Source organism: Niallia oryzisoli, from assembly GCF_043641075.1.
In the GTDB taxonomy this organism is placed as follows: Bacteria; Bacillota; Bacilli; order Bacillales; family Cytobacillaceae; genus Bacillus_BD; species Bacillus_BD oryzisoli_A.
Genome location: NZ_JBHZRC010000010.1, coordinates 1 through 25,563 on the forward strand (window position 1 = coordinate 1; position 25,563 = coordinate 25,563).

The window sequence follows — 25,563 nt, forward strand, 5'->3', positions numbered from 1 at the left end:
AATAGAGAAAGGTGAAATTGAGCGTAATCAATTTCACCTTTCTCGTTATTTGAAGCTAGTTATGTCCCAGCCTCTTTTTGTACTTTGTTTTTAACATAAATACAACTCTTGTAATCAAATAGCAAAGAAACTGAAAAGGTTGATTGTTACAATGAAAAGAAACGATTTTTTGTTAAAGCACAATGTTGATTTTGACTACATGTTGATTGCAGTGGAAGGCACGAAGACTCCTGCGGTCGCCCGCGGAAAGCGAAGTGCCTGGAACGAAAATCAACAGCCATGTTTATAGAACCTAAATAAATAAATCAATATGGGGGAAGAGGAATGACGACGATGGAGACTCATGTGAAAGATGCGTTAGAAGAATGGAAAAAAGAAATAAATAGCCGCTTACAGGAAATTGATGAGGAATACGAGAAAACGAAAAATGAGCTTCAGCTATATTCATATAAATTCAGCATTACGAAGCAGGTTGTACAGTCAACTGTCAATGAGGATATCATCCGCAGTATTCGTGAAATGTATCATAAGCCATTTGAACAAAGATTTAACCAGCTAAAGGAGGTTATTAAGGATTTAGAGGAAAGAAAAAAGGTATTTCAAATGTTTGTTGATAAAATTGATAAAGTAATCGAAAAGGATAACTGAAATAAGGTGTCAGGCACCACAAAAGGACAAATGTGACACATTTGTCCTTTTGTGGTGCCTGACACCGTTGTCTACCATAAAGCAGGCTTTACAACCATAAACCAAAGCATGATCATAAGCAGGGTAATATACATCCAAAGAGTACGGGTCAGCTGGTTGACTAATAGTCCTTTATCAGCCTGATCCTCGTTGAATTTTCGTAGCTTTGGCGTGAAGGCCCTGGCCAGAAAAAACAATGATGAAAACATAATCACAAGCGTCAGGATAATCCAGGGTGTTTTCCACGTCCAGGGTCCTAACCAAATCAATAGGATACCTGAAATAATCAGAACATGTCCGGCATGCTTTGTCAGTCTAACTACCATCTGGAACGTATGTAAATAGGCTGCTAATTCTGCATCCTTTGCCTGACGAAGCTTTGCTAATACCGGGATGAGAATAAAGAATGGACCAATTGAAACAATCGTACTGCTAACATGAAGATAGATTAAAGTGCGATATAGTACGTCCACGTTTCAAACACATTATTCATTAACGGGTCTGAATTCATGTACCCATACCCGCATTTGCGGAAGCCATGGCATTCCCGGATGAAACGATAAGATCGATTCTTTATATTCTTCAACGGTTTCAAAGCCCTCTTGAAGGGCATGTTCATCTGTTAATTCACCTAGTGCCTGTGAATAAACCTTTTCCACTACAAACTTTTTACCCTTTAACTCCATGATTTCTCCAACATCAGCATATCTACCATTTCTGCGAGTTGCTGTTTTCTTTCCTTCAAGAACCTTCTGTACATCTGCCTCAACTGTTACAAGACGTTCAATCGAACATGTCTTTGGCGGTAATGCATTATTTTCTTCGTGATTCATTTTCTTCATCCTTTCATTATATGGTTTTATATAATTTACCACATTTCTTGCCAGACTACTAATAACTACCATTGAAAAATGATACACTTTAAAGGAATGTAATGGAACCTAACTTGGAGTGTGAAGGATGAAAACAGTTTTGGTCATTGGCGGGGGCATTACCGGCCTATCAGCTTTGTTTGAATTACAAAAGTGGAAAAAGGAGCATCAATCAGATGTGCGTCTTGTTCTAGCAGAAGCTTCGGACGAGCTTGGAGGGAAGATTCGTACAATTAAAAACGGCGAATTTATTATGGAATCCGGTGCAGATTCAATAGTAGCTAGAAAAGCGAAGACCATGTCCTTTATTCAAGACCTCGGCTTGGAGAGTGAAGTAGTCTATAATGATACAGGACGCTCCTTTATTTTTACTGATGGAGAATTAAAGCCTATTCCGGAAGAATCTGTATTTGGAATTCCAGCCAGTATTGAGTCGTTAGCCAAAACCACGCTTGTTTCAGCAGAAGGAAAAGTGGAGGCATTAAAGGATTTCTATACGAAAAATGAGACCTTTACGAAAAATGATTCAGTCGGAGCATTTCTTGAGTATTGCTTTGGCAAGGAGCTGGTTGAAAAACAAATTGCTCCCGTGCTGTCGGGGGTATATTCAGGGAATCTAAGCGACTTAACCATTGCCTCAACATTACCGTATCTATTGGATTATAAGGTGGAATATGGCAGCATCATCAAAGGCTTTGCAGCGAATAAAGAAAAATTTCAAAGCGGAGAAAGGAAATTTCTTTCCTTTAAAAATGGATTAAGTTCCCTTATTGATGCATATGCACATAGGCTTGAGGATGTTGAGATTTTAAAAAATACCAAAGCGGTCAGCATTGAAAAAGTAAATGGTCGTTACCTTGTTTCTTTTTCAAATCATGATGGATTAGAAGTGGACCATGTGATGCTATGTGTTCCGCATTCAGAGGCGGAAAAATTACTGGAGGACCATGAGCTGAAGCAGGAGTTCAATCGATTAAAAAATAGCTCGATGATCAGTGTCTATGTTGGTTTTGATATTCCTGATCATGTACTTCCATTAGAAGGAACAGGTTTTATCACAGCAGATAGTGATTCTATTTCCTGTAATGCCTGCACATGGACCAGCCGGAAATGGAAGCATACTTCGAAGACCGGGAACCTCTTGGTAAGAGTCTTTTATAAGAGCAGTAATCCTAAGTATTCACAATTACTGCAAATGACAGAGTCTGAGCTGCTTCAATTTGCATTGTCCGACCTGCAAAAAAGTCTGGGCATACAGGCTGAACCGGTTGTAAGTGTAATAACTGATTGGACAGGTACGATGCCGAATTATTCCATCTCGCATCCGAAAACAGTGAAAGAGATTGAAGATAAATTAGCTATAAGCTACCCAGGCATTTACATTGCCGGCTGCTCTTACTATGGCGTTGGAATTCCTGATTGTATAGAAAATGGACAAAGAACAGCAGATAAAATCATTTCAACATTATAATAAAAAACAGGACAGCCGGTGAGCTGTCCTGTTTTTTTATTGTTTCTCTATAGTTATGAAGGTATTGATAAGTGCACAGGGGAGTAGTCACGATAAATACATAATTCTAAAAATATGAAACATTTCATTAGTAAAAATATATTGACGAAACGAAAAATCATCGTTATGATAAGAATGTAGAAAGAAATTACGAACGGCATTCGATAATGCCGAACAAACTAAGGAGGCAGTCGTGACAGAACGTTTAATACAATCAGTTGAAAGAGCTGCGGATATCCTTGAGTTGTTTTTGGTTTCTAAACCAGAATTAAGTGTGAAAGAAATCAGCGAACAACTAGGCTTGTCTAAAAGCACTGTTCACGGGCTGATCAAAACCTTAGAGCATAGAGGATACCTTCAGCAAAATTCAGAGGATTTAAAGTATAGGCTTGGCTTGAAGCTTTTTGAACTAGGGTTTTTTATCGGAAACCATCTGGATATTGTGAAAATTGCACAGCCAATCATTAAAGAAACGGTTGAGAAATTGAAAGAAACCGTTCACCTTGTTATCAGACAGCAGGATGAATTAATTTATGTTGAGAAAGTAGAAGGCCCGCACCAGTTAAGAATTTCCTCCCATGTGGGAAAAACAGCACCTATTCATTGTACGGGGGTTGGAAAGGCGATTCTTGCTTATCAAGATGAAAAAGAAGTGGACCGAATACTATCTACAGGTAAATTGGAATCGTTTACGGAATTTACTGTAACCGATATCAATGAGATTAAAAAGCAATTGGACTTCACAAGAGAACATGGTTATTCCATGGATGATGAAGAAATTGAACTAGGTCTTAAATGTATTGCTGCCCCCATTTTTGATCACAACGGAAATGCAATCGCTTCAATTAGCTGTGCTTCACCAAAAATGAGGCTCACAGAAGACCGGCTTCCAGTGGTAATAGAGGGGATTAAAAACGCTGCATTCGAGATTTCAAGATGTCTTGGCTACAAAGATGTTTCTCATTTAAAATGATGAGAACAGATTAATAAATAAATATGACTTTTAAACATAGGAGGAGAATTATTTTGGCAAAATTAAAAGCAGCTATCATTGGCTCAGGTAATATTGGTACGGACCTTATGGTCAAATTAGGAAGATCAGAATACTTAGAATTAACAGCAGTAATCGGTATTGATCCGCAATCAGACGGTTTACGCCGTGCAAGAGAAGCAGGTTATGCAGGTGTTGACACTGGAATCGACGGTTTCTTTGAACAAGGTTTAGAAGCAGACATTATGTTTGACGCAACAAGTGCAAAAGCACATATTTACAACGATAAATTATGTCAAGAACGCGGCATTAAAATGCTTGACTTAACACCTGCTGCAATTGGACCTTACGTATCACCAGCAGTAAACGTTGACGAACATTTAGATAAAAGCAATATCAATATGATTACTTGCGGCGGACAAGCTACTATTCCAATGGTTGCTGCTATTAACCGCGTATCTAACGTTGTATACGGCGAAATCGTTGCTACTATTTCAAGTAAATCTGCAGGCCCTGGTACACGTGCGAATATCGATGAATTTACTGAAACAACTTCAAAAGCAATCGAAGTAGTTGGCGGAGCTGACAAAGGAAAAGCGATTATCATCTTAAACCCTGCTGAACCTCCAATCATGATGCGTAATACTGTATACGCACTTGTTGAAGAAGGCACAATGAACGAAGAAGGTATCCGTGAATCAATTAAACAAATGGAAAAAACTGTTCAATCTTACGTTCCTGGTTACCACTTACGTGCGGAACCAATTTTTGAAGGCAATAAAGTAACTGTTCTTCTCGAAGTTAAAGGTGCTGGAGACTACTTACCGGAATATTCTGGTAACTTGGATATCATGACATCTGCAGCTGTTCGTATTGCTGAAGAGTTTGCGAAAAAAGAATTAAAGGAAACAGTTTGAGCTGAAGAAAGGGGAAAATAATAACATGACAATCGAAAGAGATATTCAAATCACAGAAGTTGCATTACGTGACGGAAGCCATGCTGTTCGACACCAATATACAGTAGAACAAGTACAAGATGTAACAAAAGGATTAGCTGACGCTGGGGTACCATATATCGAAGTAACACATGGTGACGGTTTAGCGGGTTCTTCTTTACAATACGGTCTATCTAAAGTAGACGATATAAAGTTAATCGAAGCAGCAGTAGATGTTGCTGGTGATTCAAAAATTGCTGTTCTTTTACTGCCTGGTATCGGAACAATTGAAGATCTGAAAGAAGCAGCTAGCGTAGGTGCAAAAATGGTTCGTGTTGCTACACACGTAACTGAAGCAGACGTTGCTCCACAACATATCGCAATGGGTAAAGAATTAGGAATGGAAGCAGTTGGATTCCTTATGATGGCACATATGGCTCCTATTGAGAAATTAGTTGAGCAGGCTAAATTAATGGAAAGCTATGGAGCAGATATTGTCTATATGACTGACTCTGCAGGTTATTTACTTCCTGAGCAAGTAACTGAGCGTATCAGTGCACTAAGACAAGAACTTCAATGTGAAATTGGTTTCCACGGCCACAACAACCTTTCTATGGCAATGGCAAACTCTGTTGCAGCTATTAAAGCTGGGGCAACTCGTATCGACGGTAGTGTTCGCTGCTTTGGTGCAGGTGCTGGTAATACACAAACAGAAGCACTTGTAGCTGTTTGTGAGCGTATGGGAATTAAAACTGGTATTGATTTATACAAAATTGAAGATGTTGCGGAAGAAATCGTTGCACCTCTTCTTCCAGTAACACCAACTATTACAAGAGAAGCAATCACACTTGGCTATGCAGGTGTATACTCAACATTCGCATACCATGCACAACGTGCAGGTAAACAATTTGGAATCGACGCTCGTGATATCCTAATCGAATTAGCAAAACGCCAAGTAGTCGGTGGACAAGAAGATATGATCATTGACGTTGCTGCAGAAATGGCTAGAGCTAAAGCAGTAGCTTCTAAATAATTACATTACTAACAAAAGGAGATTCTTCTATATTAATAGAGGGATCTCCTTTTTTGATTTGGATTTATTTTGTTTTCAATCCTAAGTTACGATATACTCTTTATATGAGAGAAAATGGTATCCTAAAATACCTAACATAGAAAGGAGATAATAATCATCAAAACGATTATCAACATAGTCTTCATACTAGCAGGATTTTTATCTCTTGGATTAGGAATTATTGGAATCATTTTACCTATCGTGCCGACAACGCCGTTATTACTTCTAGCGGCCTTTTGTTTTGTAAAGGGGTCCAAGAAATTTGACCGCTGGTTTAAAGGAACGGAAATTTATAAGAAATATTTAGCTGATTTTGTTAGAGACAAATCCATGACACGAAAGCAAAAATGGAGTATTCTGCTGTTTGCTGATGCCATGATTCTGATTGCTTTTTTCCTTACTGACAAAATCATCGTAAAAGTCATCCTGCTGCTTGTTATCGCTTATAAATATTATTATTTTATTACTAAAATTAAAACAGTCGATTAGTTAAAACACTATCATTAAACGAGGGAACAGGGCCGCCAAGGTAAAACTTGGCGGTCTTTTTGTTTTAAAAGATGAAATCAGACGTTTAGTATGAATCATACACAAAAAATAAACGTAAATGTATGAAATACAACACAATTGACCGTATATTCAGAATATATAGCAAATTATAATGAATCTATAAATACCACTAAAGCTTACTAACATAAAATGAAGGAGTGTTGGAAATGGGTATTATGCGAATTGGCAGAGCTGAATTAAGAGTGTTAGATCTTGAAGAATCTGTAAACTACTATACAAATATTATTGGGTTAGAAGAAGTTGGAAGAAGCGCAGGGAGAGTCTATCTGAAGGCTTGGGACGAATATGATCATCATAGCTTAGTACTTCAAGAGGCAGATTCACCAGGACTTGATCACTTTGCTTTTAAAGTTCGAAATGAATCAGACCTTGAGTATTATGAAAGAAAAATTGAACAGTTTGGTTGTACGTTAAAGCGAGTTTCAAGGGGCACTCGACTTGCAGAAGGTGAAGCGATTCGTTTTACACTACCAACTGGTCATCAAATGGAGCTATATCACGAAATTGAGCACGTAGGCAAGAAAACAAGTACCTTAAACCCGCATCCATGGCCGGATGAAATGAAAGGGATCGCTCCACATCGTTTTGACCACGTTTTATTAATTGGTGAAGATGTCAAAACGGTTACGAGATTCTTTACAGAGACACTTGAAATGTTCCAAAGCGAAAAAATCATGACATTGGACGGGGAAGATATGGTAGGCAGCTTCATGCATGCGCAAAATGGAAAAGCGCATGATATTGCGTTTATTAAAGGCCCAGACAATAAATTACACCATGCAGCCTTTAAGGTTGAAACTTGGTTTGATGTCTTGCAAGCCGCAGACCGACTTGCCAGATATGATGTGCCAATTGAAGTAACACCTACACGTCATGCGATGACAAGAGCAGAAACAGTCTATTTCTTTGACCCATCTGGAAACCGGAACGAAGCATATTCAGGCGGATATATCACTTATCCAGATTCACCAACCATTACCTGGACAGAGGATAAAATTGCTCATGGAATTTTCTATCATAGAAGAGAAATGATTGATTCATTCGTTAATGCACTTACTTAATAGAAAAGAGGTTAGGATATGCCAATCATTGAAGTCAAGTTATTTGGTGAACTTACACCAAGTCATAAAGAACAGCTGATTAAAGAAACATCTAATACCGTTTCATCCGTTTTAAATCTGCCATTAAGTACTGTGCGTGTGCTGCTTCACGAGCTGCCAACCGAAAACTGGGGAATTGAAGGAGAATCGGTAAAAAAGAGACTGGAAAAGGCAGAAAAATAGAAGAATCTTTTCTTCGTTAAAACTTGTAAGCGGTGTCAGGCTTGAATGGACAGTCTGGATTGAACACTCGCTACTAAATAATAAGGAGGAACAAGCAATATGTCCACTGATAACGTTTTGTTAAAAGGAAAAATGGATAGAGAAACATTACTGGCAAATGCCGAGGCGATTGGTAAAATGGCTGAGGCAGAAGCAATGGAAGCCGACAAAAATGGACATCTTTCTGATAAAGTATCCCAAGCTATGAAGGAAGCAGAGTTCCATAAATTGATGAAACCTAAGAAATACGGCGGTCATTCAGTCAATTTAACCTTGTATACGGAAATGATTCGTACGGTAGCCCGCCATAGTATGGCAGCAGCTTGGCTTGCTTATTTCTATTCTGCCCATGAAGTTTGGCCAGCGTATCTTCCTCCAAAAGGAAGGGATGTGGTTCTTGGAGGAGACACGCTGCTTGCTGATGTTGTGGCTCCTGTCGGTAAGGTAGAAAAGGATGGAGAGGGCTTCCGCCTATACGGACAATGGAATTTCTGCAGTGGTGTTCTTTCAAGTGACTGGGTTGGTCTTGGAGCAATGGCAGAACTAACTGAAGGAGAAGGACCTGAATATTGTTTATTTGTACTTCCAACGTCTGAAGTTGAAATCGTCCGTAACTGGGACACGATTGGTATGCGTGGGACAGGCAGTAACGGTGTTCTTGTTGAAGGGATTTATGTTCCACCGCATATGATCGTACCTGCTAAAAATCTATTTGCAACAGGAGTTCCTGTTGGAGAGGATTATGACAAGAACGATCCTGTCTATCGGATGCCGTTTATGCCACTGTTCTTACTGGGATTCCCAGCGGTTTCAATCGGCGGTATTGAAAGACTCATTTCAATATTCCAGGAGCGTACCGAAAAGCGTGTTCGTGTCTTTAAAGGCGGATCGAATGAAAGTAAATCCGGGGGCAGCCAGCGTCTTCTTGCTGAACTAAAAATAGAATTGGCAGCATGCTTGGGGCTTTTAGATCGCTATGTTCAAATTCTTGATAAGTGGCAGGAAGAAGGAAAAAATGTTGTTTCAGATGAGGAGCGCGAAGAGGTATTCGCCATAAGAGGACATATTGCAGCTAAAACAAGAGATATGGCTGTCAAAATCTTGACCACACTCGGAGGAACCGCTATTTATAAAGGAGATCCTGCTGAACTATTTACAAGGGATATTTTAGCAGTAAGCTCACATCCAAATAGTTTATGGGAAGATTCAATGGCTGCCTATGGCAGAACATTATTTGGATTACCGGGTGATCCAGTCTGGTAATCGTGTAATGAATTTACCTTTTTCTTTCATGGTTATAGCTGGTTCCGGATTGAAGATCTGTTCATGATCTTCAATCCGGAAATATAAAAGTCTACGTACATGGAACATGAACAAACCTATTAATTAAAACAAAGAAGGGAGGAGAGGGCATTTGGAAATTGAGTATGTAGGGCATTCCGAAGATGTTTCTTTCCTGAACCCTGAACCTTGTATTATGGCATTAGGTTTTTTCGATGGCGTCCATCTTGGTCATCGGAAGGTCATCGCTGAAGCGAAGGAAATTGCTAAAAAGAAAAACCTTAAGCTGGCAGTCATGACCTTTTTTCCACATCCGAGAGAAGTGTTTAGCTGTGAAAACACAAAGGTAAATTACTTAATGCCAATCGATGTCAAGGTTGAAACCTTTGGTGACCTTGGTGTTGACAAGGTATACGTGATTGAATTTACGAAGGGTTTTGCTGCCCTTTCGCCAAAGGCTTTTGTTCGCAACTATTTGATTGAACTTGGAGCACTTCACGTTGTAGCTGGATTTGACTTTACATACGGCTATAAAGGGTTGGGTAATATGCAAACCCTTCATCGTGATAGCGATTACTCTCTTCAAGTAACAACGGTTGCAAAGCTGGGGGAGGACGGCAGAAAGGTTAGCTCAACAGTCATTAGAGAAATGATTGCAGCAGGAGAGGTCTTAAAGGTGTCTAGTTACTTAGGAGATATCTATGAAACCAGGGGTGAGATTCTTCCCTTTTCTTTTGTAATGAAACAGGGTGCACTCCATGCTGAGGTCAAGAACACCCCCTACTACACACTGCCCAAAACCGGATTATACGAAATAGCAGCACAAATGGGAGAACGCACCTATTATGGTACAGCTTATGTACGTCTTACTAGTGCAGAAACCTCTATCTTTGAAATCCAGCTAGAATTGCCGCTTAAAAAATGGAAGGATTTGATGATAAAACTCAAATGGCTTAATCGGGTATCAGATACGAAACGAATCAAACCTGCAGCACGTACATCATATATGTTCTGATTTTTCAAAAATAAAAAGGAATTTTTACATTTTTATAGAATAATAATTATTATCTATCATCGGCATCTCTGTTGATAATAATGGTAAAAATTCCCTTGATTCATTATATAACAATACTTTACAAAAAGATTTGTTAATAAAGAAGGGGAGAAGAAGAATGTTAAACATTAAAGTAATCGATCAAAATGGTCCTATCATTACTTGTGGCGAGAATGAAACTCTACTGGATGCTGCGAACAGACATGGAGTCAAAATCCCATATGGCTGCAAGGGTGGAGGCTGTGGAATGTGCAAAGTTAAAATAGAAGAAGGAGAATACTTTAGCAAGAAAATGTCTATGGCAGCATTGCCTGAAAGTGAAAGAGAGTTACATTACACACTGGCATGTAAAACATATCCGAGAAGTAATGTTTCGATGTTGACAGATCTATCAAAGGTTACAAATTTTCAATAGGTGGTGAATACATGGTAGCTAGTGGACTTCATTTAGAGCAGCTGTATAACGTTCCGGGTAAAAGCATCAAAAATGTTTCACTAGATCGCATGTTAACAATTCCTGCATCAGCACTTGGCACACTTCGCAAGGAACTGACAGAAACCATTGGTATAGAACGGGCGAAAGGGTTCTTGCTACGATACGGGTGGCATTGTGGAATAAGTGACGCGGAAAAAATCAAGAAAATGGATTGGGATAATCAAAAGGAGCTCTTGCGTGCAGGCCCTAAACTACATATACTCCATGGCTATTTGGAAGAAACCCAAGAAGTCACCGTTGAGGTGGATTTTTCAGCACAGACAATCAATCATGAGGCAATTTGGAAAAGTTCATATGAGGCTGAAGAATATCTCAAAGTGTTTGGAAAAAGTGACCATCCCGTTTGTCATACACTTGTTGGGTATGCAAGCGGATATTTAACAACCATTCTTGGTAAAAAGGTTATTGCTAAAGAAGTTGAATGTATGGCAATGGGTCATAAACACTGCCACGCTGTTTGTCATACCATTGAGGAATGGGATGGGGAATTAGATGAAGAGCTTAAATATTATGAATCGAATAGTATCATAGATGAATTGGACAACACATTCAAAAAATTAAAGGCTGAACGGGATAATCTTAGTAAGTTTTATGAGGCCCATCATATTTTAACGAAGGAAGTACTTCGGGAAAGTAATTTAAGTTCCATTGCAAAAGCGCTTTATAAGATTAGTGAGTTACCGGTTTTTATTGTAAATGAAGAAATGAATCCGCTTGCATACGCAGGTGCTGCAGAGCAGGATAGGATCTGTTTTACAGACAACTTGAAAAAGATGCAGAGCTCTTTACGTGGTGTAGGCGAAATTCATAAATCAACTAATTTAGAATTGTCCCATGACATGCACACACTCATTACCCCTATCTATTTGAATAAAAAAATAGTAGGTTATTGTTGTTTTCTTTATCGTGATCAAGTGCCGCAAGAGGTTGATCAATTATTTTTGGAACAGGGATCCATGGCATGTTCACTTTATTTAATGAATGAACGAACACGTATTATGACAGAGCAGCGAATCCAAGGCAACCTATTAGATGATCTGTTAGCCAATAGAATCTCTGAAGAGGAAATAAGGAAAAAAGCTTTTTATATTGAATTCCAATTAGAAGGCCCCTACTTTATGATTGGGCTTTCCAAACCTAAAGAAAGCTTAGAGGGTACGGATGACTATGGTGCTTTGCATGAGCTGACAAGTGATATTTCTCTATTCCTTAATGATCGAAAAATCAATGCGTTACTTGGGGAAAAACGGGGGCATATCGTCATTTTACTGACGGAAGGACTGCAGTTAACTAGTACAAAAAACAAGGAAGCTTTTTGTCAATCTCTTATTAATTTTTGCGCCAGGAAATACCCCGATTATCAATTAAAAGCAGGCATTAGCTCTAGTACTGAACGAATTGAAGAAGCAGCTCAGCTATTCGATGAAGGCCTATCCGCTTTAAAGGCTGCAAACGAAAGAAGAAAAGTTGTATTTTATGACTCTCTAGGCATTGAAGGAGTCATGTATCACATGAAAAATGTAAAGCCAATTGAAAAGTTTATCAAAAAAAAATTGGGGAATTTAATAAAAGAAGATAGATTAAAAGACATGGAATTAACGAGAACGTTATATTGTTATCTTAGTAATGGAAGTAACCTTTATAAAACAGCCAGAACGATGAGCCTTTCTATCAGCGGGTTACGATATCGATTACGGAAAATAAATGAAATTCTAGAAACAGACATTAATAATCCAAAGGTCGGATACCAAATCTTTCTAGCTCTTCAATTTTTCATTTATTGGGGAGGGATTGATTTAGAGGTCGATGTGGATTTGAATATAGATGGATATTAATAGACTAGTAATGACGGAGGTAATGGTTATGCAAAGTCCATATGAATACAGTGTTCACTTACCATCAAATTTGGAGGCAGGTAAAAAGTATCCTGTTATTTTCGGGTTACATGGAATCGGTTATAACGAAGAGGACATGGTCTCATTAGTTAACGATTTAAAGGAAGAGTTTATTTTAATTGGGATACGTGGAAATCTTACATATGAACAAGGATATGCCTATTATTATTTAAAAAGCTATGGTAATCCCGAACGTGAGTTATTCGATTCCAGCATCGAAAATCTGAAAGATCTGATTGAAAGTTCATATAAACAGTATCCGATTGATGAGGAACGGAAATATTTGATTGGTTTTAGCCAAGGTGCGATCCTAAGTATGAGTCTTGCCTTAATTCTAGGGGACTCCATTAAGGGTATTGTTGCTATGAATGGGTATATTCCAGAATTTGTGAAGGAGGAATTCCCTCTTAAATCCATTCAGCAGACTGCATTTTTCGTCATGCAGGGCGAAAAGGATGAGATATTCCCGATCAAAATTGGATTAGAAAATTATGAGTATCTTCAGCAGCATGCAGGTTCTGTCAAATATACCATCTATCCTTCTGGACATGTAGTGACAGAAGAAATGAAAAATGATCTCGTTTCCTGGATTGCAAAGGATGCTGTTGAAGCGAAGGTTGGGAAATAATATACGCTTAGTATAACAATGAAAAATTGCGTTCCGATAAAAGGGACGCCTTTTTTATGGAAGTATTTGATTCTTAACTGTAAAATAGCCCTATAATAGACTAGACATTGAATTAGTAGGAGTGACGATGAAAGTGTATTTAACACTAAAAGAGGCAGCGGAGTATTTGTCCTTATCTGAGCCTGTAGTTGAAAAGCTTATTCAGCAAAGACGAATTCGTGCGATTCATGACGGGGAACAATATTTAATCAGCAAGGAGCAATTCTCAACACATTTTAAACAGCTTGAAAGGTATAAAGAGCTCGTAGAAGAGTATTTAAGTGAGCCGATTCCGGAGGACAGGGATATAAAGGATGAGGATTAATAGAAAAAGGCTTAGACATTATGCTGTCTAAGCCTTTTTTGTCCGCAAATAGCTTACCTTTTCGTTTTTCTCCCATGGTCTGCTATTCCAACGCTTCAATGCAAGAAGACCTCTTATCCATTCGTCCATTCCTTGTGCTATCCAAATGCCGAGTAAGCCTAATCCAGCATGAATACCCAGTATATAGCTAAACACAACGGCAATTCCCCACATGAAAATAATGCCTGTGATCAGTGGGAAACGGGCATCACCCGTTGATTTTAAAGAGTTCATCAATACGATGTTCATCGCTCTTCCGGGTTCAATAAAAACAATCGCCCATAGAACAGGCAAGCCAATGGTTAAGATATTCATATCATCTGTAAATACACGTAAAACAGGGGAACCAATAAAGGCAAATATTAATGATACGCCGAGCGAGGCCGCCATCGCAATTTTTAATGTTCGAATTCCACGCCGGAAGGCAAGCTCATATTTTTTACCGCCGATGTATCGTGCAACTAAAAGCTGTGTACCCATGGCAATGGCCATCGTAAATAAAAAACAAAGCATGGAAATATTAACAATATACACACGGGCCGCAAGAGAAGAAGCACCAAGAGAAACAACGAACCCTGTTATGATTAATTGTGAAAACTGATAGGATACACTTTCACCAGCCGATGGGAGGCCAATCGAAAGAAGTCCTCTAAAATCCTCTTGATTGATCTTAATAATGTCTTGTATTTGTATCGAGAATGAAAGTCTTCGAACGATCAAATAAAGCAGCATGATAACGGAAATGGCACGTGCAGTAACAATCGCCCATGAAACACCCGTGACACCTGTTATTGGTAAACCGAATGCTCCTGAAAGGGCAATGATATTACCTCCAATGCTTATGAGGTTCATCAGTACTGTGACAAACATGGATTCTTTTGTGAAGCCGTAGCTCCTGAGGACGGCACTGAGTGCAAGTGAGAGGGATTCGAAAAACAGTGATAGCCCGCAAATCTTGATGAAAATAAGTCCAAACTCAAATATCTTTCCTTCAACATGAAAGAGTTGTAGTAAATGTTCTCCAAAAAAGAAGACGATGAGAGCGACAATAACACCAAACCAAAAGTTCATGCCAAAGGCAGAGCGTGCCATCTTTCTCGCTTCCTGAAGCTTTCCTGCTCCTAATTTTTGGCCTATTAATATCGTTGCACCAACGGATGTTACGTTGAAAACTAAAATAAATATATTTAGCACCTGGTTAGCGACACCAACTCCTGCAGCGGCAGAGTCAGAATAATGGCTAAGCATAAAGGTTGCGATAATCCCCATACTCATGTGCAAGGCAATTTCAATAAAGAGAGGCCATGTTATTTGAAAGAGTGTCTGTTCTTGATAGTTGTCCTGTTGTTCATTCAAATGATGTAATCGCTCCTTTATTTTTCTATAACAATACCAATTTATTTTAATGTTATTTTATAAAAAGTAAAGGGAAGAGTTTATCGTGGCATGGAAAAGGCTGTTCCTCAACAAAAAAAGCTTAGATGAGTGGTCATCTAAGCGTTATATAACAAATGATTAAACATATGGACAGACGTTTAACTTACAAGCATCAACAAGCATGGCATTTGCTTCATCCATCTTGCCTTTGTCAAGCTCTTCTAAAGCAATGGCAATATTTATAAAGGCATTATATTGAAGATTGACTCCGTCTAGACAGCTGTTATGAATCTTTTGTAAAGCAGGTGATTGTACCTCGATGTAGTTTAATTTTGTTAGAAATTCATAATATACAGGTATGACGTCATATATCAACGTATTGTAGAGTTCTTGGTCCGTTGTATAATTGTCCCCTGTAACGTGTTCAAAGGCAGCAATTGCCTTATTCTCCAAATGGGAAATGCCCGCAAGCTTATCATGTAAATAAAAGTTGATTTCCTTTAGGACAGGGTCCCGATAACAACTGGACAAAATCGAGGTTAAAAATAAACCCGGAGTCAATAAAAATCTCTTCAATCAAGTTCCACCCCCATGAGTTCAATGTATGAAGATTGAAAAATAAATATACATTGATTACTAGAGGTTTGATTTTTAAAAAAGCCTTGTTTTCCCAACAAAAAGACCTGATTCTCAAGGAATCAGGCCTCTGTAAATTATAATTTAAACGAACTCTTCAGAGACACAATCATATTAAAGACTGATTTTTCCGGTGTGGAATGCTTAGGATCTACATTGAAGTAGCCATGACGGAAAAACTGGAATTTGTCCTGCGGCTTAACGTCCTTCATATTGGGCTCGATAAAGCCGTTGATAATTTGCAGTGAATTCTTGTTTACATGGTCAAGGAATGTGGTTTCTTCTCCTGATTCGGCTGCTTCGTTCAATTCATCATCAAGAATTAATGGCTCATATAAACGGAATTCAGCTGGAATCGCTTGAGTCGCCTCAACCCAATGAAGGGTTCCCTTTACCTTTCGGCCGGTAAATCCGGTTCCGCTCTTTGTTTCAGGATCATACGTACAACGAAGTTCAATGACATTTCCTTGTTCATCCTTTATTACTTCTTCACATTTAATGAAGTACGCGTGCTTTAAACGGACCTCATTACCAGGGAAGAGACGGAAATATTTCTTCGGCGGATTCTCCATGAAATCATCCTGTTCAATATAAATTTCACGGGAGAATGGAATTTGTCTAACACCCATTTCTGGATTTTCCGGATTGATTTCCGCTTCCAGCATTTCAACCTGTCCTTCAGGATAGTTGGTTATAACGACCTTTAATGGACGCAGGATCCCCATTGTACGAGGTGCCTTTAGCTTTAAATCTTCTCTAACAAAATGCTCAAGCATGGCTGAATCGGCCGTACCGGCATTTTTCGAAACACCGGTTTCTTTTACAAACTCACGAATCGCTTCAGGAGTGTAGCCTCTTCTACGCAGCCCTGAGACTGTCGGCATACGAGGATCGTCCCAGCCATCTACAAACCCTTCTTCTACCAGCTGCTTTAGCTTGCGTTTACTCATTACCGTATTCGTAATATTTAAGCGACCGAATTCATATTGCTGTGGCTTGCTTTCCATTTCACATTCTTCCACAACCCAATTATAAAGCGGACGGTGGTCCTCAAATTCAGTTGTACAAATGGAATGGGTTACACCCTCAATGGCATCCTCAAGCGGGTGAGCAAAATCATACATAGGATAAATGCACCATTTATCACCTGTGTTATGGTGTGTAGCATGTGCCACGCGATAAAGAACAGGATCACGCATATTTAAGTTTGGTGAGGTCATATCAATTTTTGCTCTTAGAACCTTTGTACCATTTTCAAATTCGCCATTTTTCATTCGATCAAATAGGTCAAGATTTTCCTCAATTGAACGATCGCGATAGGGACTTTCCTTTCCCGGCTCAGTTAATGTTCCACGGTACTCGCGAATTTGCTCTGCTGTTAAATCATCAACATAGGCTTTGCCTTTTTTTATTAGCAGTACAGCACGCTCATACATTTCATCAAAATAGTTTGAAGCGTAGAAAAGTCCGTCCCATTCAAATCCAAGCCATGATACGTCTTCTTTAATCGAATCTACAAATTCTTGGTCTTCCTTCGCAGGATTGGTGTCATCGAATCGTAAATTTGTTTTGCCATTAAATTCATCAGCAAGTCCAAAGTTAATTACGATTGATTTAGCATGTCCAATATGTAGATAGCCGTTTGGCTCAGGAGGGAAACGAGTAATAATTTCCTTGTGTTTTCCTGACTCAATATCTTCCTTTATAATACTCTTAATAAAATTAGATGAGTTATTTTCCAACCTAAATCAGCCTTTCCTAGGTTTATATTTACACCATTATAGCAAATAAAAAAGCAACCCTTAAACGAATTTGCGATATTTTCTTATTATAACCATATTTTTTCGACAACAACCGATTGTTTGCTTTAATGCAGTACCGCGGCGGGGGACTGTCCCCCAGCATGGTACTGTGTTAAAATGTTACAAAGATTTAAGCTAAAAGTCATTATTTTTACAGGCTGATGTTTGGTAGAATACAAGGATAGGGTATTGTTGTGGTAGACAGAGTAATATTTACATATAGATAGTGAGTGAATTTTACTTGGGGGGCGAGAAGTAGTGACAACAGAAAAACAATTAATTGATAAAATGTATTATGAAACCTTTCTGAATGGAAATCCGAAGCTGGCTCCAATCCAAGTTCTCGGAGAAGCATATATGGAAGAGCTGACAAAGGATATACCTGATTTATCAGCTGTCCGTTTTGCTCAGGGAGAAGTGTATTTTCATAGCAAGGATTACGAAGCAGCGATTTTTAAATGGGAAAATATTCAAAATGAATGGGAACCGTGGGCCAAGAAAAATATGGCCGATGCCTATTTCCAGCTGGGGCACCTGCCTACTGCTGAAGAAATCTACAAAGCCATTGAAACAGAAGATATGACTTTGATGACGGAAGTGGCACTGCAATTATTTTCCTTATATATAAAACAGAAAAAGACGGAATCAGCCAGTCAGGTGATTAAGGAAACCGTCGCCCGAAATCCGGATTATGAACATGTAACAGCGCTGGCACGTTCCTTTTTTGAGGAACACCAGGATTGGTCAAGTGCAATTGAGCTTGCCTGGGATGAAGCCCAAAGGCTTGAATCCGTTGAGTGGTATGATGCTCTAATCGGATATGCAACAAAAGGCGTAACGCAAATAAAGGAGCCAGCTTTCTTTGAAGAAGGGTTGTTTGTCTTAGCAAAGGTTGATAGTGAACGCTTTGAAAGGCTTGCGGCGGCACTTTGGAACAACTTTAAGAAGAGTGATGCACACTTGGCCTGGGTGATGGTTATGGACCGGGTAATTGTAAGAATCACTCCTGAAAACATTGGTACCTGGAACACTCTTTCAAGCCTATATGAAGAGTCCTATTTAAGCTTAATCAATGGGACACATCTAATTAGTGAGGTTGGGGCAACCATTCCAAGCCTGTTAACGAATTGGATGAAGATTTGTGTCTCAAGCCATGCATTGGCTGCAGCGGCAGCTGTTATTTCCTGGAATGAAATGTTCCCACGAACGTTAGACGCCTCAACGATCTATGAGGCTGAAAATAGATTGCTAGAATTGGAAAAACAAAATAATGGTTATGAGGAAGCAGTAAGGCTTTCAAATGAGGTCCTGCATTGGGCAACAAAGCATGACCTACATGTCACGAAATCATTGACATGGATTATGAGCTCCATCAAAAATCTTGAGTCGTATAAGCTTTTAGTAGTTGGATCGGATGAAAGCGGAAAGTCCTCTGCCATCAATGCGATGGTCGGATATCCAATCCTTCCTGAAGACAACAAAGCACTAGTGTTGCTTGATTACGATGAACAATCTGGGATTAGAGAAATTGCTGATTCTGAAATTATTGAGGTGGAACGAATTGAAGAGCAGCCTTCCTTCCGGTATCAGCGTTCCTATCATGCAAAGCTGGAGAGTCCATTTCTGCAGAAGCATCGTATTTCACTTATGGATACACCTAGTATCAATGACAGCAATGAGGTACTATCCTGTTTACATGCAGCAGACGGCGTCTTATTTGTATTGAATGCGAACAATCCTTTTACTGAAAAAGAACAGCAGGTACTTCAGCAAATTAGAGAGAAAATGCCGAATATCGATATTCATTTCCTCTTAAATAAAATGGATGCAGTCTATGATGAACGTGATCAGACAATTGTCGAAGCGAAGACAAAGGTAAAGAGCACCCTGTCAAATGCCGGTGTATTTGCGTTTTCTCCTCATTACGAAGAGAATAGCCAGGGAAGTGATTTTGGAAAATTCTTTGCCACTCATTATAAACAGAAGAATCTTATTGTCGGACGCACAACAAATCTGCTTTATTTTATAAGAAGATTAATTGTATATCTATTAAATAAACGCATCGAAAAAGAGAATTCTCTTGTTGATTCTATTAAATGGAATGAAGAAATGGTTTCTAAATTAAACGGAGCCATCCATCAAATTGGTGATAAAGAAGCCGAAAAGGTACGGGTGCTAGCGAGGGGCTATCAGTCCATTAAGGATAAAATGAAAATGGAATTGCTGGAAAGGATTCCACAAATATTAAGAGGCTGCTCAGAATATATCCAAGAAGACAGCGATTTTGGGCATCTGCACCTTGAACTAAATGAAGAAATGAATAAACGAGTAGAAAACTATTTAGTTGAAACAGCCTTGCCTGATTACTACAACCATATTCAAACCTGGATCCAAGACTGCACTGCTGAATTTAATGATGTACAATTTTCAATTAATGAGATGTGCGACAGCTTTAATGCTTTATATGATGAGGACAAACTGCAGCTTGATTGTGACTTCAAGGTCCTTGATGACTGGCGCCGTGATGCGGACCGTTTGACGACAGCGATTAATTGGGAAAAAATGAATATCTTACTGCGCTTTACACCATCCCAATTTTTATTGAAAAGTGCAGGGAAATTGCTTGGAAGTATTTCGCAAAACAAATCGATGCTGTATAACAAATATAAGCAATTTGTAGAAACAGAGGATTATCAGGAAGCAGCTTCCCAGATTGCCAACAGATTCTTGCAGCCTTTCGAACTGTTTGAAAAGTCGATTGAACGTGATATTAGGATCTTCTTCAGAAATCCATTGGCCGTCCTAAATCAAACCGTTGAGGAGTCACGATTGGAGATTTCCAGCAATAAGGATGAATTATCTAAAATGCGCGAAAATCCTGAATGGTACCAGGATCCGCTTACTTTCTTTGAGTTAAAACTTCGTCAAAACGAATGGCTCGATCAAAAGGAAAGTAAAATACCGGTATAATGAAAAACAGAGGGTTTAGGATTTTAGGCGTTACAGCTTGAAATCCTAGACCCTTCTTTTAAAAAGGAGTGGGGACGAATGGGAACGGCTATGCAAAACAGAGTTATACATACAAGGAAAATGCTGCGTCAGCACATGATTGAAACTATTTTAAATGAATTTGATGAACAGTGTATGGGGCTTACTCGTGAGCAGCGTAAGGAAAAATATAAAAAAATGCTGGAAAGTCCTTTTCGCTTTTTTCGCGGAAGCGCCTACTTATTTTACTATGACATGTCAAATATCCCGTTCTCGTTTCATACACCGAAGGATAAGTCAGCATGGATTCAAGGCGATTTACATATGGAGAATTTTGGAGTATTTCAAAATGAACAAGGTGAGATTGTCTATGATGTAAATGATTTTGATGAGGGATACATCGGCTCCTATTTATACGATGTTTTGCGGATGGCTACCAGCATTGCCTTATTTTGCGACGCACAATCCTTAAATGAAGAGGAACAAAAGGAAAGAATTGTTCATTACCTAGAGGCTTATTATAAGCAATTAAAACGCTTTAAGAAGAAAAAGGATGACCCACACACACTAACTTTTACTAAAGAAAATACAACAGGTCCTGTGAATAAGGTTCTAAAAAAGCTTGTTAAAAGACAGACGAATCATTTATTAAGGGATATCACTTATATTAATGAAGAAAACAGGCGGGTATTTGCCTGGTCAAATGAAATTCAGTCTGTAACTGAAGAAGAACGACAAACACTTATGGGTTTATGGGATACCTATATTCATTCGATAGACCCTGAGGATAAACGGGAACGCTCTCATTATTCGATTAAGGATATGGCTCGTAAGCATGGGTCAGGTACAGCCTCCATTGGGCTTGAGCGTTACTATATTCTAGTTGAGGGCGGAAAAGAGGCCCTTGGACAGGATGATTTAGTATTAGAGGTAAAAGAGGTCCGCACGCCGGTGCCTGCTTATTTCCTGCCTTACAGGGAGTTATTCTGGCAAAAATACCAGCATCAGGGCCATCGTGTCATTACTACACAAAAAGCCATGCATCATTTAGAGGACCCTTATTTAGGGTATTTAACAATTGATGATCGTCATTTCTTCGTTCGGGAACGGTCTCCCTATAAAAAGAAAGTTAAGGCAAAATGGATGCAGACTACAGCAGACATTGATTCAACGTTAAATATAATGGGAAGAGTTACGGCGAAAATTCATGCCCGTGCAGATGTGGACGTACACGATGAACTTTTTTCACATCATAGTGAAGAGGAGATATTATCGGCCATAGGAGAGCAATTTGAATCATTCTGTTCTCAAATTGTCTTTTCCTCTATTACGTATAAAGAACAGGTGAAACGAGATTATGAGCTATTCTGTGAATGGGTGCAGAAGGAATTTCTTGAAACGGAGGAGCCGATCGTTCAATCATGATAGACGACTGACGTCTAAATCAACAGGCAGGAAATTATTTGGAAAAGAGTCTCAAAAACTTGAGATTCTTTTTGCTTTACACGAATAAACATTACTATGACTCATTCTTTTACTATCGAGTTCGTCGGGAGGGTTTTTCGTGAGTATTGGCTATATTAATGGCAAATACATTCCGTTGAATGAAAGGGCCATTCCTCTTGAGGAAAGGGGATACCAATTTGGGGACGGAATTTATGAGGTTATTCGTGTATACAATGGTAAGCCCTTCATGCTAAATGAGCACTTGGAAAGGCTAATAAAAAGCGGTAATGGTATTAAACTAAAGATACAACAGAGCATCGAGGAATTTAGAAGCCTGGTGAATGAAGCAATCGCTAAATCAGGGCTTGCGGATTGCTGTGTTTATTTGCAAATTACACGGGGAATATCCGCAAGAAATCATCTTTTTCCCGATGTTCCTATCTCCATTTCTATGACGGTTAAACCTGTTGTTCCGTTACAAAAGTCAATCAGAGAAAAGGGAGCAGCTGCGATTATTCACGAAGATGAACGCTGGGCCAATTGTTATATTAAATCGTTAAATTTACTGCCAAATGTTTTGGCCAGACAAACTGCATTCGAGAAGGGCTGCTTCGAGGCTATTCTGGTAAGAGGCGCCATGGTAACAGAAGGAACAAGTTCTAATGTTTTTATTGTGAAGCAGGGAAAGGTATATACTACCCCATTATCAAGAAATATCCTCGCTGGAATAACAAGAATGGCTGTTAAGAAGTCATGTAAAGAGGTGAGCGTTGAGATCATCGAGCAAGCCTTTTCAAAGGAAGAGCTCTTCCAGGCAGATGAGGTATTTATCACAAATACAACTTCAGAAATAGTACCTATTGTGAAAGTGGATGGACAGATAATCGGGAACGGACTACCTGGTGAGTACACATTGAAACTTTATCATAAACTGCAGCAGTTTGTTGCAGACTTAAAGGAGTAGCTATGCATATTATTGATCTTCATTGTGATGCGCTAATGAAGCTAAGGGATGCAAGAGGAACGTTATCTTTTGCTGATGGCGCTGATTTAAATACAAATAAAGAAAGGTTAAGAAAGGGAAATGTCAAGGTACAATGCTTTGCTATTTTTATCGAGCCTGATATCCCTTCAGACCAGCAATTTCAAGCCGCACTTGAACAGATTGACTATTTTTACCGTGAAGTGTTGGCGAAGAATCCGGAAATGAAGCAGATTACGAAATGGTCTGATTTTGACCAACTAATGGAGGATGAGATCGGAGCCATGCTTACTCTGGAAGGGGTTGAGGCTATTGGTAATGACATCACGAAGCTTCAGATCCTTTATCAGCTTGGTGTACGCTCGATAGGCTTAACGTGGAACCATGCGAATCTTGCAGCTGATGGTGCATTAGAACCCCGAGGAGGAGGGTTGACTGCATTCGGGAAAGAGATTGTCAGATGGAATAATGATCATCGTATATTAACAGATGTATCACATCTTTGTGAACGCTCTTTTTGGGATGTAATTGAGCTTGCCAACTATCCGATTGCAAGTCATTCTAATTCCCGCAAGCTTTGTAATCATCCTCGAAATTTAACAGATGAGCAGGCAAGGGCCATGTTTAAAAGCGGAGGTATGATCCATGTTGTCTATTATCCCGATTTTATTAAAGAAGAGGGAGCACCGGCATCAATTGATGATTTGATTGCTCACATTGATCATTTTTGCTCTCTTGGAGGAAAAATGCAAATCGGACTAGGATCTGATTTTGATGGGATTTCTACTTTTGTTCAGGATTTAGAAAATGCTTCAATGCATCCAAATCTAATTAATAAGCTTCTTCGCTATTTTAAAGAAGAGGATGTCAAAGGGTTTGCATTCCAAAACTTTCTTAATAACCGGCCGCAGGATATGTAGCTTTTTGGAGAATAATGAAAGGGCTTTTATAGGGTTTTTTCTTTTAATTAAGAAAAAAATGTCGATTGTCTATAATAGGAGTACAAATGTCCTTTCCGGGAAGAAAAAACTATTGCAATTTTTTAGAAAAGGGAGGATAATAATGAAATATAAATTTGACTGAAAATTAGGATATAGGAGATGACGAAATGAAGGTAGTAAAATTTGGCGGAAGCTCTTTAGCATCAGGAACACAGGTTGAAAAAGTATTTAATATCGTTTTGTCTGATCCTCAAAGAAAAATTGTTGTCGTATCAGCACCCGGTAAACGGTATAGTGATGATATAAAAGTGACAGATCAATTAATTTCCTTAGGTGAGGCATGTTTAGCAGGTAAAGCGGTTGAAGAGGAATTAAAGGCCGTTCTAAAAAGATATTCTCTTATCGCAGAGGAATTGCAGATTTCTTCGGCGATTATTGATGAAATTGAACAAAACCTCTTGTCCATTATGAATCAGGATAAAAGTAAGCCTGAATTGTTTATTGAGGCCATGAAAGCAAGCGGAGAAGACAATAATGCAAAGCTTGTTGCAGCTTATTTTCAATCAAAAAATGTAGAAGCACATTATGTCAGCCCAAAAGAGGCTGGACTTTATGTGACAAATGAACCTGGAAATGCCCAGGTACTGCCGGAATCCTATGATAACTTGTACCGGTTACGTGAGCGTTCAGGTATTTTAATTGTTCCCGGATTCTTTGGCTACAGCAAAGAGGGGGATGTATTAACGTTCTCACGCAGCGGCTCTGATATTACAGGTTCAATCTTAGCAAATGGTGTGAAGGCTGATTTGTATGAAAACTTTACTGACGTTGATGCTGTTTACACTGTTAATCCTTCAATTGTCAATAATCCGAAAGAAATTCGCGAATTAACCTATCGTGAAATGCGTGAACTTTCCTATGCAGGATTTTCTGTATTCCATGATGAGGCCTTAATTCCTGCTTTCCGTGCAGGTATTCCTGTACAGGTAAAGAACACAAATAATCCTTCTGCACCTGGGACTAAAATTGTGAATAAACGTGCAAATACGAATGGTCCTGTGATTGGAATTGCAAGCGACGATGGTTTTTGCTCCATTTACGTTGGAAAGTATTTAATGAATAGAGAAATTGGGTTCGGACGCAAGCTTTTGCAAATTCTTGAGGAATTCAACTTAAGCTATGAGCATGTTCCATCTGGAATTGATGATATTACTGTCATTCTTCGCGAGGATCAAATGGATGAAGCGACAGAAAGGGAAGTAATTAAGCGAATCCAAATCGAGCTTCATGCAGATGAAGTAGAGATTGAGCACCATCTTGCCTTAATTATGGTTGTAGGAGAAGGAATGCGTCATAATGTCGGAACAACATCTAGAGCAGCAAAGGCACTAGCCGATGCAGGAATCAATATTGATATGATTAACCAAGGATCATCAGAGGTTAGTATGATGTTTGGAGTAAAGGCTCACGATGAGAAAAGAGCCGTGCAAGCATTATACAACGAATTTTTTGCATCAGTATTAGCATAATTAAATCTGGTGTCAGGCACCCCAAAAAGACAAAAGACTGTATTTGTCCATCTGTGGTGCCTGACACCTTTTTTGTAATAAAAAGGCCGGTGAGATGCTTCATACATCTCGCCGGCCTTTGGTGGTTGTGGTCATTTATTAGTGTT

Annotated in this window: 24 protein-coding genes; 19 read left to right on the forward strand and 5 right to left on the reverse strand. The window is 39.0% G+C overall.

Going from position 1 to position 25,563, the window contains the following annotated elements; translation table 11 throughout:
* The first annotated feature begins 333 nt into the window (after nucleotides 1–333).
* On the forward strand, nucleotides 334–648 hold the full coding sequence (locus ACHUFV_RS21185; RefSeq protein WP_394237918.1) for a hypothetical protein: 315 nt from the start codon (nucleotides 334–336) through the stop codon (nucleotides 646–648).
* 71 nt (nucleotides 649–719) lie between these two features.
* Here ACHUFV_RS21185 and ACHUFV_RS21190 read toward each other — a convergent pair whose 3' ends face one another.
* Together ACHUFV_RS21190 and ACHUFV_RS21195 are read right to left on the reverse strand one after the other, a co-directional pair.
* Nucleotides 720–1,160 carry a hypothetical protein gene (locus ACHUFV_RS21190; protein ID WP_394237627.1) on the reverse strand — a complete coding sequence of 147 codons (441 nt, stop codon included), beginning with the start codon at nucleotides 1,158–1,160 and terminating at the stop codon, nucleotides 720–722.
* Nucleotides 1,161–1,172: 12 nt separating this feature from the next.
* On the reverse strand, nucleotides 1,173–1,520 hold the full coding sequence (locus ACHUFV_RS21195; protein WP_394237629.1) for an ASCH domain-containing protein: 348 nt from the start codon (nucleotides 1,518–1,520) through the stop codon (nucleotides 1,173–1,175).
* A gap of 127 nt (nucleotides 1,521–1,647) precedes the next feature.
* On the opposite strand from ACHUFV_RS21195, the gene hemG reads away from it, so the two are divergent.
* From hemG to ACHUFV_RS21260, 13 genes are all read left to right on the forward strand, one after another.
* Nucleotides 1,648–3,030 (forward strand): protoporphyrinogen oxidase, encoded by a 1,383-nt coding sequence (gene hemG / locus ACHUFV_RS21200; RefSeq protein WP_394237631.1) that lies wholly within the window; start codon nucleotides 1,648–1,650, stop codon nucleotides 3,028–3,030.
* Nucleotides 3,031–3,262: 232 nt separating this feature from the next.
* On the forward strand, nucleotides 3,263–4,042 hold the full coding sequence (locus ACHUFV_RS21205) for an IclR family transcriptional regulator (protein ID WP_394237633.1): 780 nt from the start codon (nucleotides 3,263–3,265) through the stop codon (nucleotides 4,040–4,042).
* A gap of 53 nt (nucleotides 4,043–4,095) precedes the next feature.
* On the forward strand, nucleotides 4,096–4,977 hold the full coding sequence (locus tag ACHUFV_RS21210) for an acetaldehyde dehydrogenase (acetylating) (protein ID WP_394237635.1): 882 nt from the start codon (nucleotides 4,096–4,098) through the stop codon (nucleotides 4,975–4,977).
* 25 nt (nucleotides 4,978–5,002) lie between these two features.
* Entirely contained in the window at nucleotides 5,003–6,028 is a 1,026-nt protein-coding gene (gene dmpG, locus ACHUFV_RS21215; RefSeq protein WP_394237637.1) for a 4-hydroxy-2-oxovalerate aldolase, read from the forward strand.
* A 183-nt stretch (nucleotides 6,029–6,211) separates the two neighbouring features.
* Nucleotides 6,212–6,556: a YbaN family protein gene (locus tag ACHUFV_RS21220; protein WP_394237920.1), complete on the forward strand. Its 345-nt coding sequence runs from the start codon at nucleotides 6,212–6,214 to the stop codon at nucleotides 6,554–6,556.
* A gap of 227 nt (nucleotides 6,557–6,783) precedes the next feature.
* Nucleotides 6,784–7,698, forward strand: coding sequence for a catechol 2,3-dioxygenase (locus ACHUFV_RS21225; protein WP_394237639.1), 915 nt, complete (start codon nucleotides 6,784–6,786; stop codon nucleotides 7,696–7,698).
* An 18-nt stretch (nucleotides 7,699–7,716) separates the two neighbouring features.
* Nucleotides 7,717–7,920 (forward strand): tautomerase family protein, encoded by a 204-nt coding sequence (locus ACHUFV_RS21230; protein WP_394237640.1) that lies wholly within the window; start codon nucleotides 7,717–7,719, stop codon nucleotides 7,918–7,920.
* 99 nt (nucleotides 7,921–8,019) lie between these two features.
* On the forward strand, nucleotides 8,020–9,222 hold the full coding sequence (locus ACHUFV_RS21235; RefSeq protein ID WP_394237642.1) for an acyl-CoA dehydrogenase family protein: 1,203 nt from the start codon (nucleotides 8,020–8,022) through the stop codon (nucleotides 9,220–9,222).
* A gap of 151 nt (nucleotides 9,223–9,373) precedes the next feature.
* Entirely contained in the window at nucleotides 9,374–10,255 is an 882-nt protein-coding gene (locus tag ACHUFV_RS21240; protein ID WP_394237644.1) for a hypothetical protein, read from the forward strand.
* Nucleotides 10,256–10,412: 157 nt separating this feature from the next.
* Complete coding sequence (locus ACHUFV_RS21245; protein WP_394237646.1) at nucleotides 10,413–10,709, forward strand: 2Fe-2S iron-sulfur cluster-binding protein; 297 nt, start codon at nucleotides 10,413–10,415, stop codon at nucleotides 10,707–10,709.
* 11 nt (nucleotides 10,710–10,720) lie between these two features.
* Nucleotides 10,721–12,625 (forward strand): XylR N-terminal domain-containing protein, encoded by a 1,905-nt coding sequence (locus ACHUFV_RS21250; protein WP_394237647.1) that lies wholly within the window; start codon nucleotides 10,721–10,723, stop codon nucleotides 12,623–12,625.
* Nucleotides 12,615–13,313 carry an alpha/beta hydrolase gene (locus ACHUFV_RS21255; protein ID WP_394237649.1) on the forward strand — a complete coding sequence of 233 codons (699 nt, stop codon included), beginning with the start codon at nucleotides 12,615–12,617 and terminating at the stop codon, nucleotides 13,311–13,313. The genes ACHUFV_RS21250 and ACHUFV_RS21255 overlap by 11 nt, the downstream gene beginning before the upstream one ends.
* 133 nt (nucleotides 13,314–13,446) lie before the next feature.
* Complete coding sequence (locus ACHUFV_RS21260; RefSeq protein WP_394237921.1) at nucleotides 13,447–13,677, forward strand: excisionase family DNA-binding protein; 231 nt, start codon at nucleotides 13,447–13,449, stop codon at nucleotides 13,675–13,677.
* Between the two features lie 27 nt (nucleotides 13,678–13,704).
* Here the strand turns inward: ACHUFV_RS21260 and ACHUFV_RS21265 are convergent, their stop codons facing one another.
* From ACHUFV_RS21265 to ACHUFV_RS21275, 3 genes are all read right to left on the reverse strand, one after another.
* Nucleotides 13,705–15,072, reverse strand: a complete 1,368-nt coding sequence (locus tag ACHUFV_RS21265; protein ID WP_394237651.1) for an MATE family efflux transporter — start codon at nucleotides 15,070–15,072, stop codon at nucleotides 13,705–13,707.
* 159 nt (nucleotides 15,073–15,231) lie between these two features.
* Nucleotides 15,232–15,669, reverse strand: coding sequence for a hypothetical protein (locus ACHUFV_RS21270; protein WP_394237652.1), 438 nt, complete (start codon nucleotides 15,667–15,669; stop codon nucleotides 15,232–15,234).
* Between the two features lie 137 nt (nucleotides 15,670–15,806).
* Nucleotides 15,807–17,471 carry a glutamine--tRNA ligase/YqeY domain fusion protein gene (locus tag ACHUFV_RS21275; RefSeq protein ID WP_394237654.1) on the reverse strand — a complete coding sequence of 555 codons (1,665 nt, stop codon included), beginning with the start codon at nucleotides 17,469–17,471 and terminating at the stop codon, nucleotides 15,807–15,809.
* A 318-nt stretch (nucleotides 17,472–17,789) separates the two neighbouring features.
* Here ACHUFV_RS21275 and ACHUFV_RS21280 point away from each other — a divergent pair, with 318 nt between their 5' ends.
* The 5 genes from ACHUFV_RS21280 to ACHUFV_RS21300 all read left to right on the forward strand — a co-directional run bounded on the left by ACHUFV_RS21280 (nucleotide 17,790) and on the right by ACHUFV_RS21300 (nucleotide 25,417).
* Nucleotides 17,790–20,501 (forward strand): dynamin family protein, encoded by a 2,712-nt coding sequence (locus ACHUFV_RS21280; RefSeq protein WP_394237656.1) that lies wholly within the window; start codon nucleotides 17,790–17,792, stop codon nucleotides 20,499–20,501.
* A gap of 78 nt (nucleotides 20,502–20,579) precedes the next feature.
* Nucleotides 20,580–21,944 (forward strand): DUF2252 domain-containing protein, encoded by a 1,365-nt coding sequence (locus ACHUFV_RS21285; RefSeq protein WP_394237658.1) that lies wholly within the window; start codon nucleotides 20,580–20,582, stop codon nucleotides 21,942–21,944.
* Between the two features lie 139 nt (nucleotides 21,945–22,083).
* On the forward strand, nucleotides 22,084–22,929 hold the full coding sequence (gene dat / locus ACHUFV_RS21290; RefSeq protein WP_394237659.1) for a D-amino-acid transaminase: 846 nt from the start codon (nucleotides 22,084–22,086) through the stop codon (nucleotides 22,927–22,929).
* Nucleotides 22,930–22,931: 2 nt separating this feature from the next.
* On the forward strand, nucleotides 22,932–23,867 hold the full coding sequence (locus ACHUFV_RS21295) for a dipeptidase (protein WP_394237660.1): 936 nt from the start codon (nucleotides 22,932–22,934) through the stop codon (nucleotides 23,865–23,867).
* A gap of 188 nt (nucleotides 23,868–24,055) precedes the next feature.
* On the forward strand, nucleotides 24,056–25,417 hold the full coding sequence (locus ACHUFV_RS21300) for an aspartate kinase (protein ID WP_394237661.1): 1,362 nt from the start codon (nucleotides 24,056–24,058) through the stop codon (nucleotides 25,415–25,417).
* The last annotated feature ends 146 nt before the right edge of the window (nucleotides 25,418–25,563 follow it).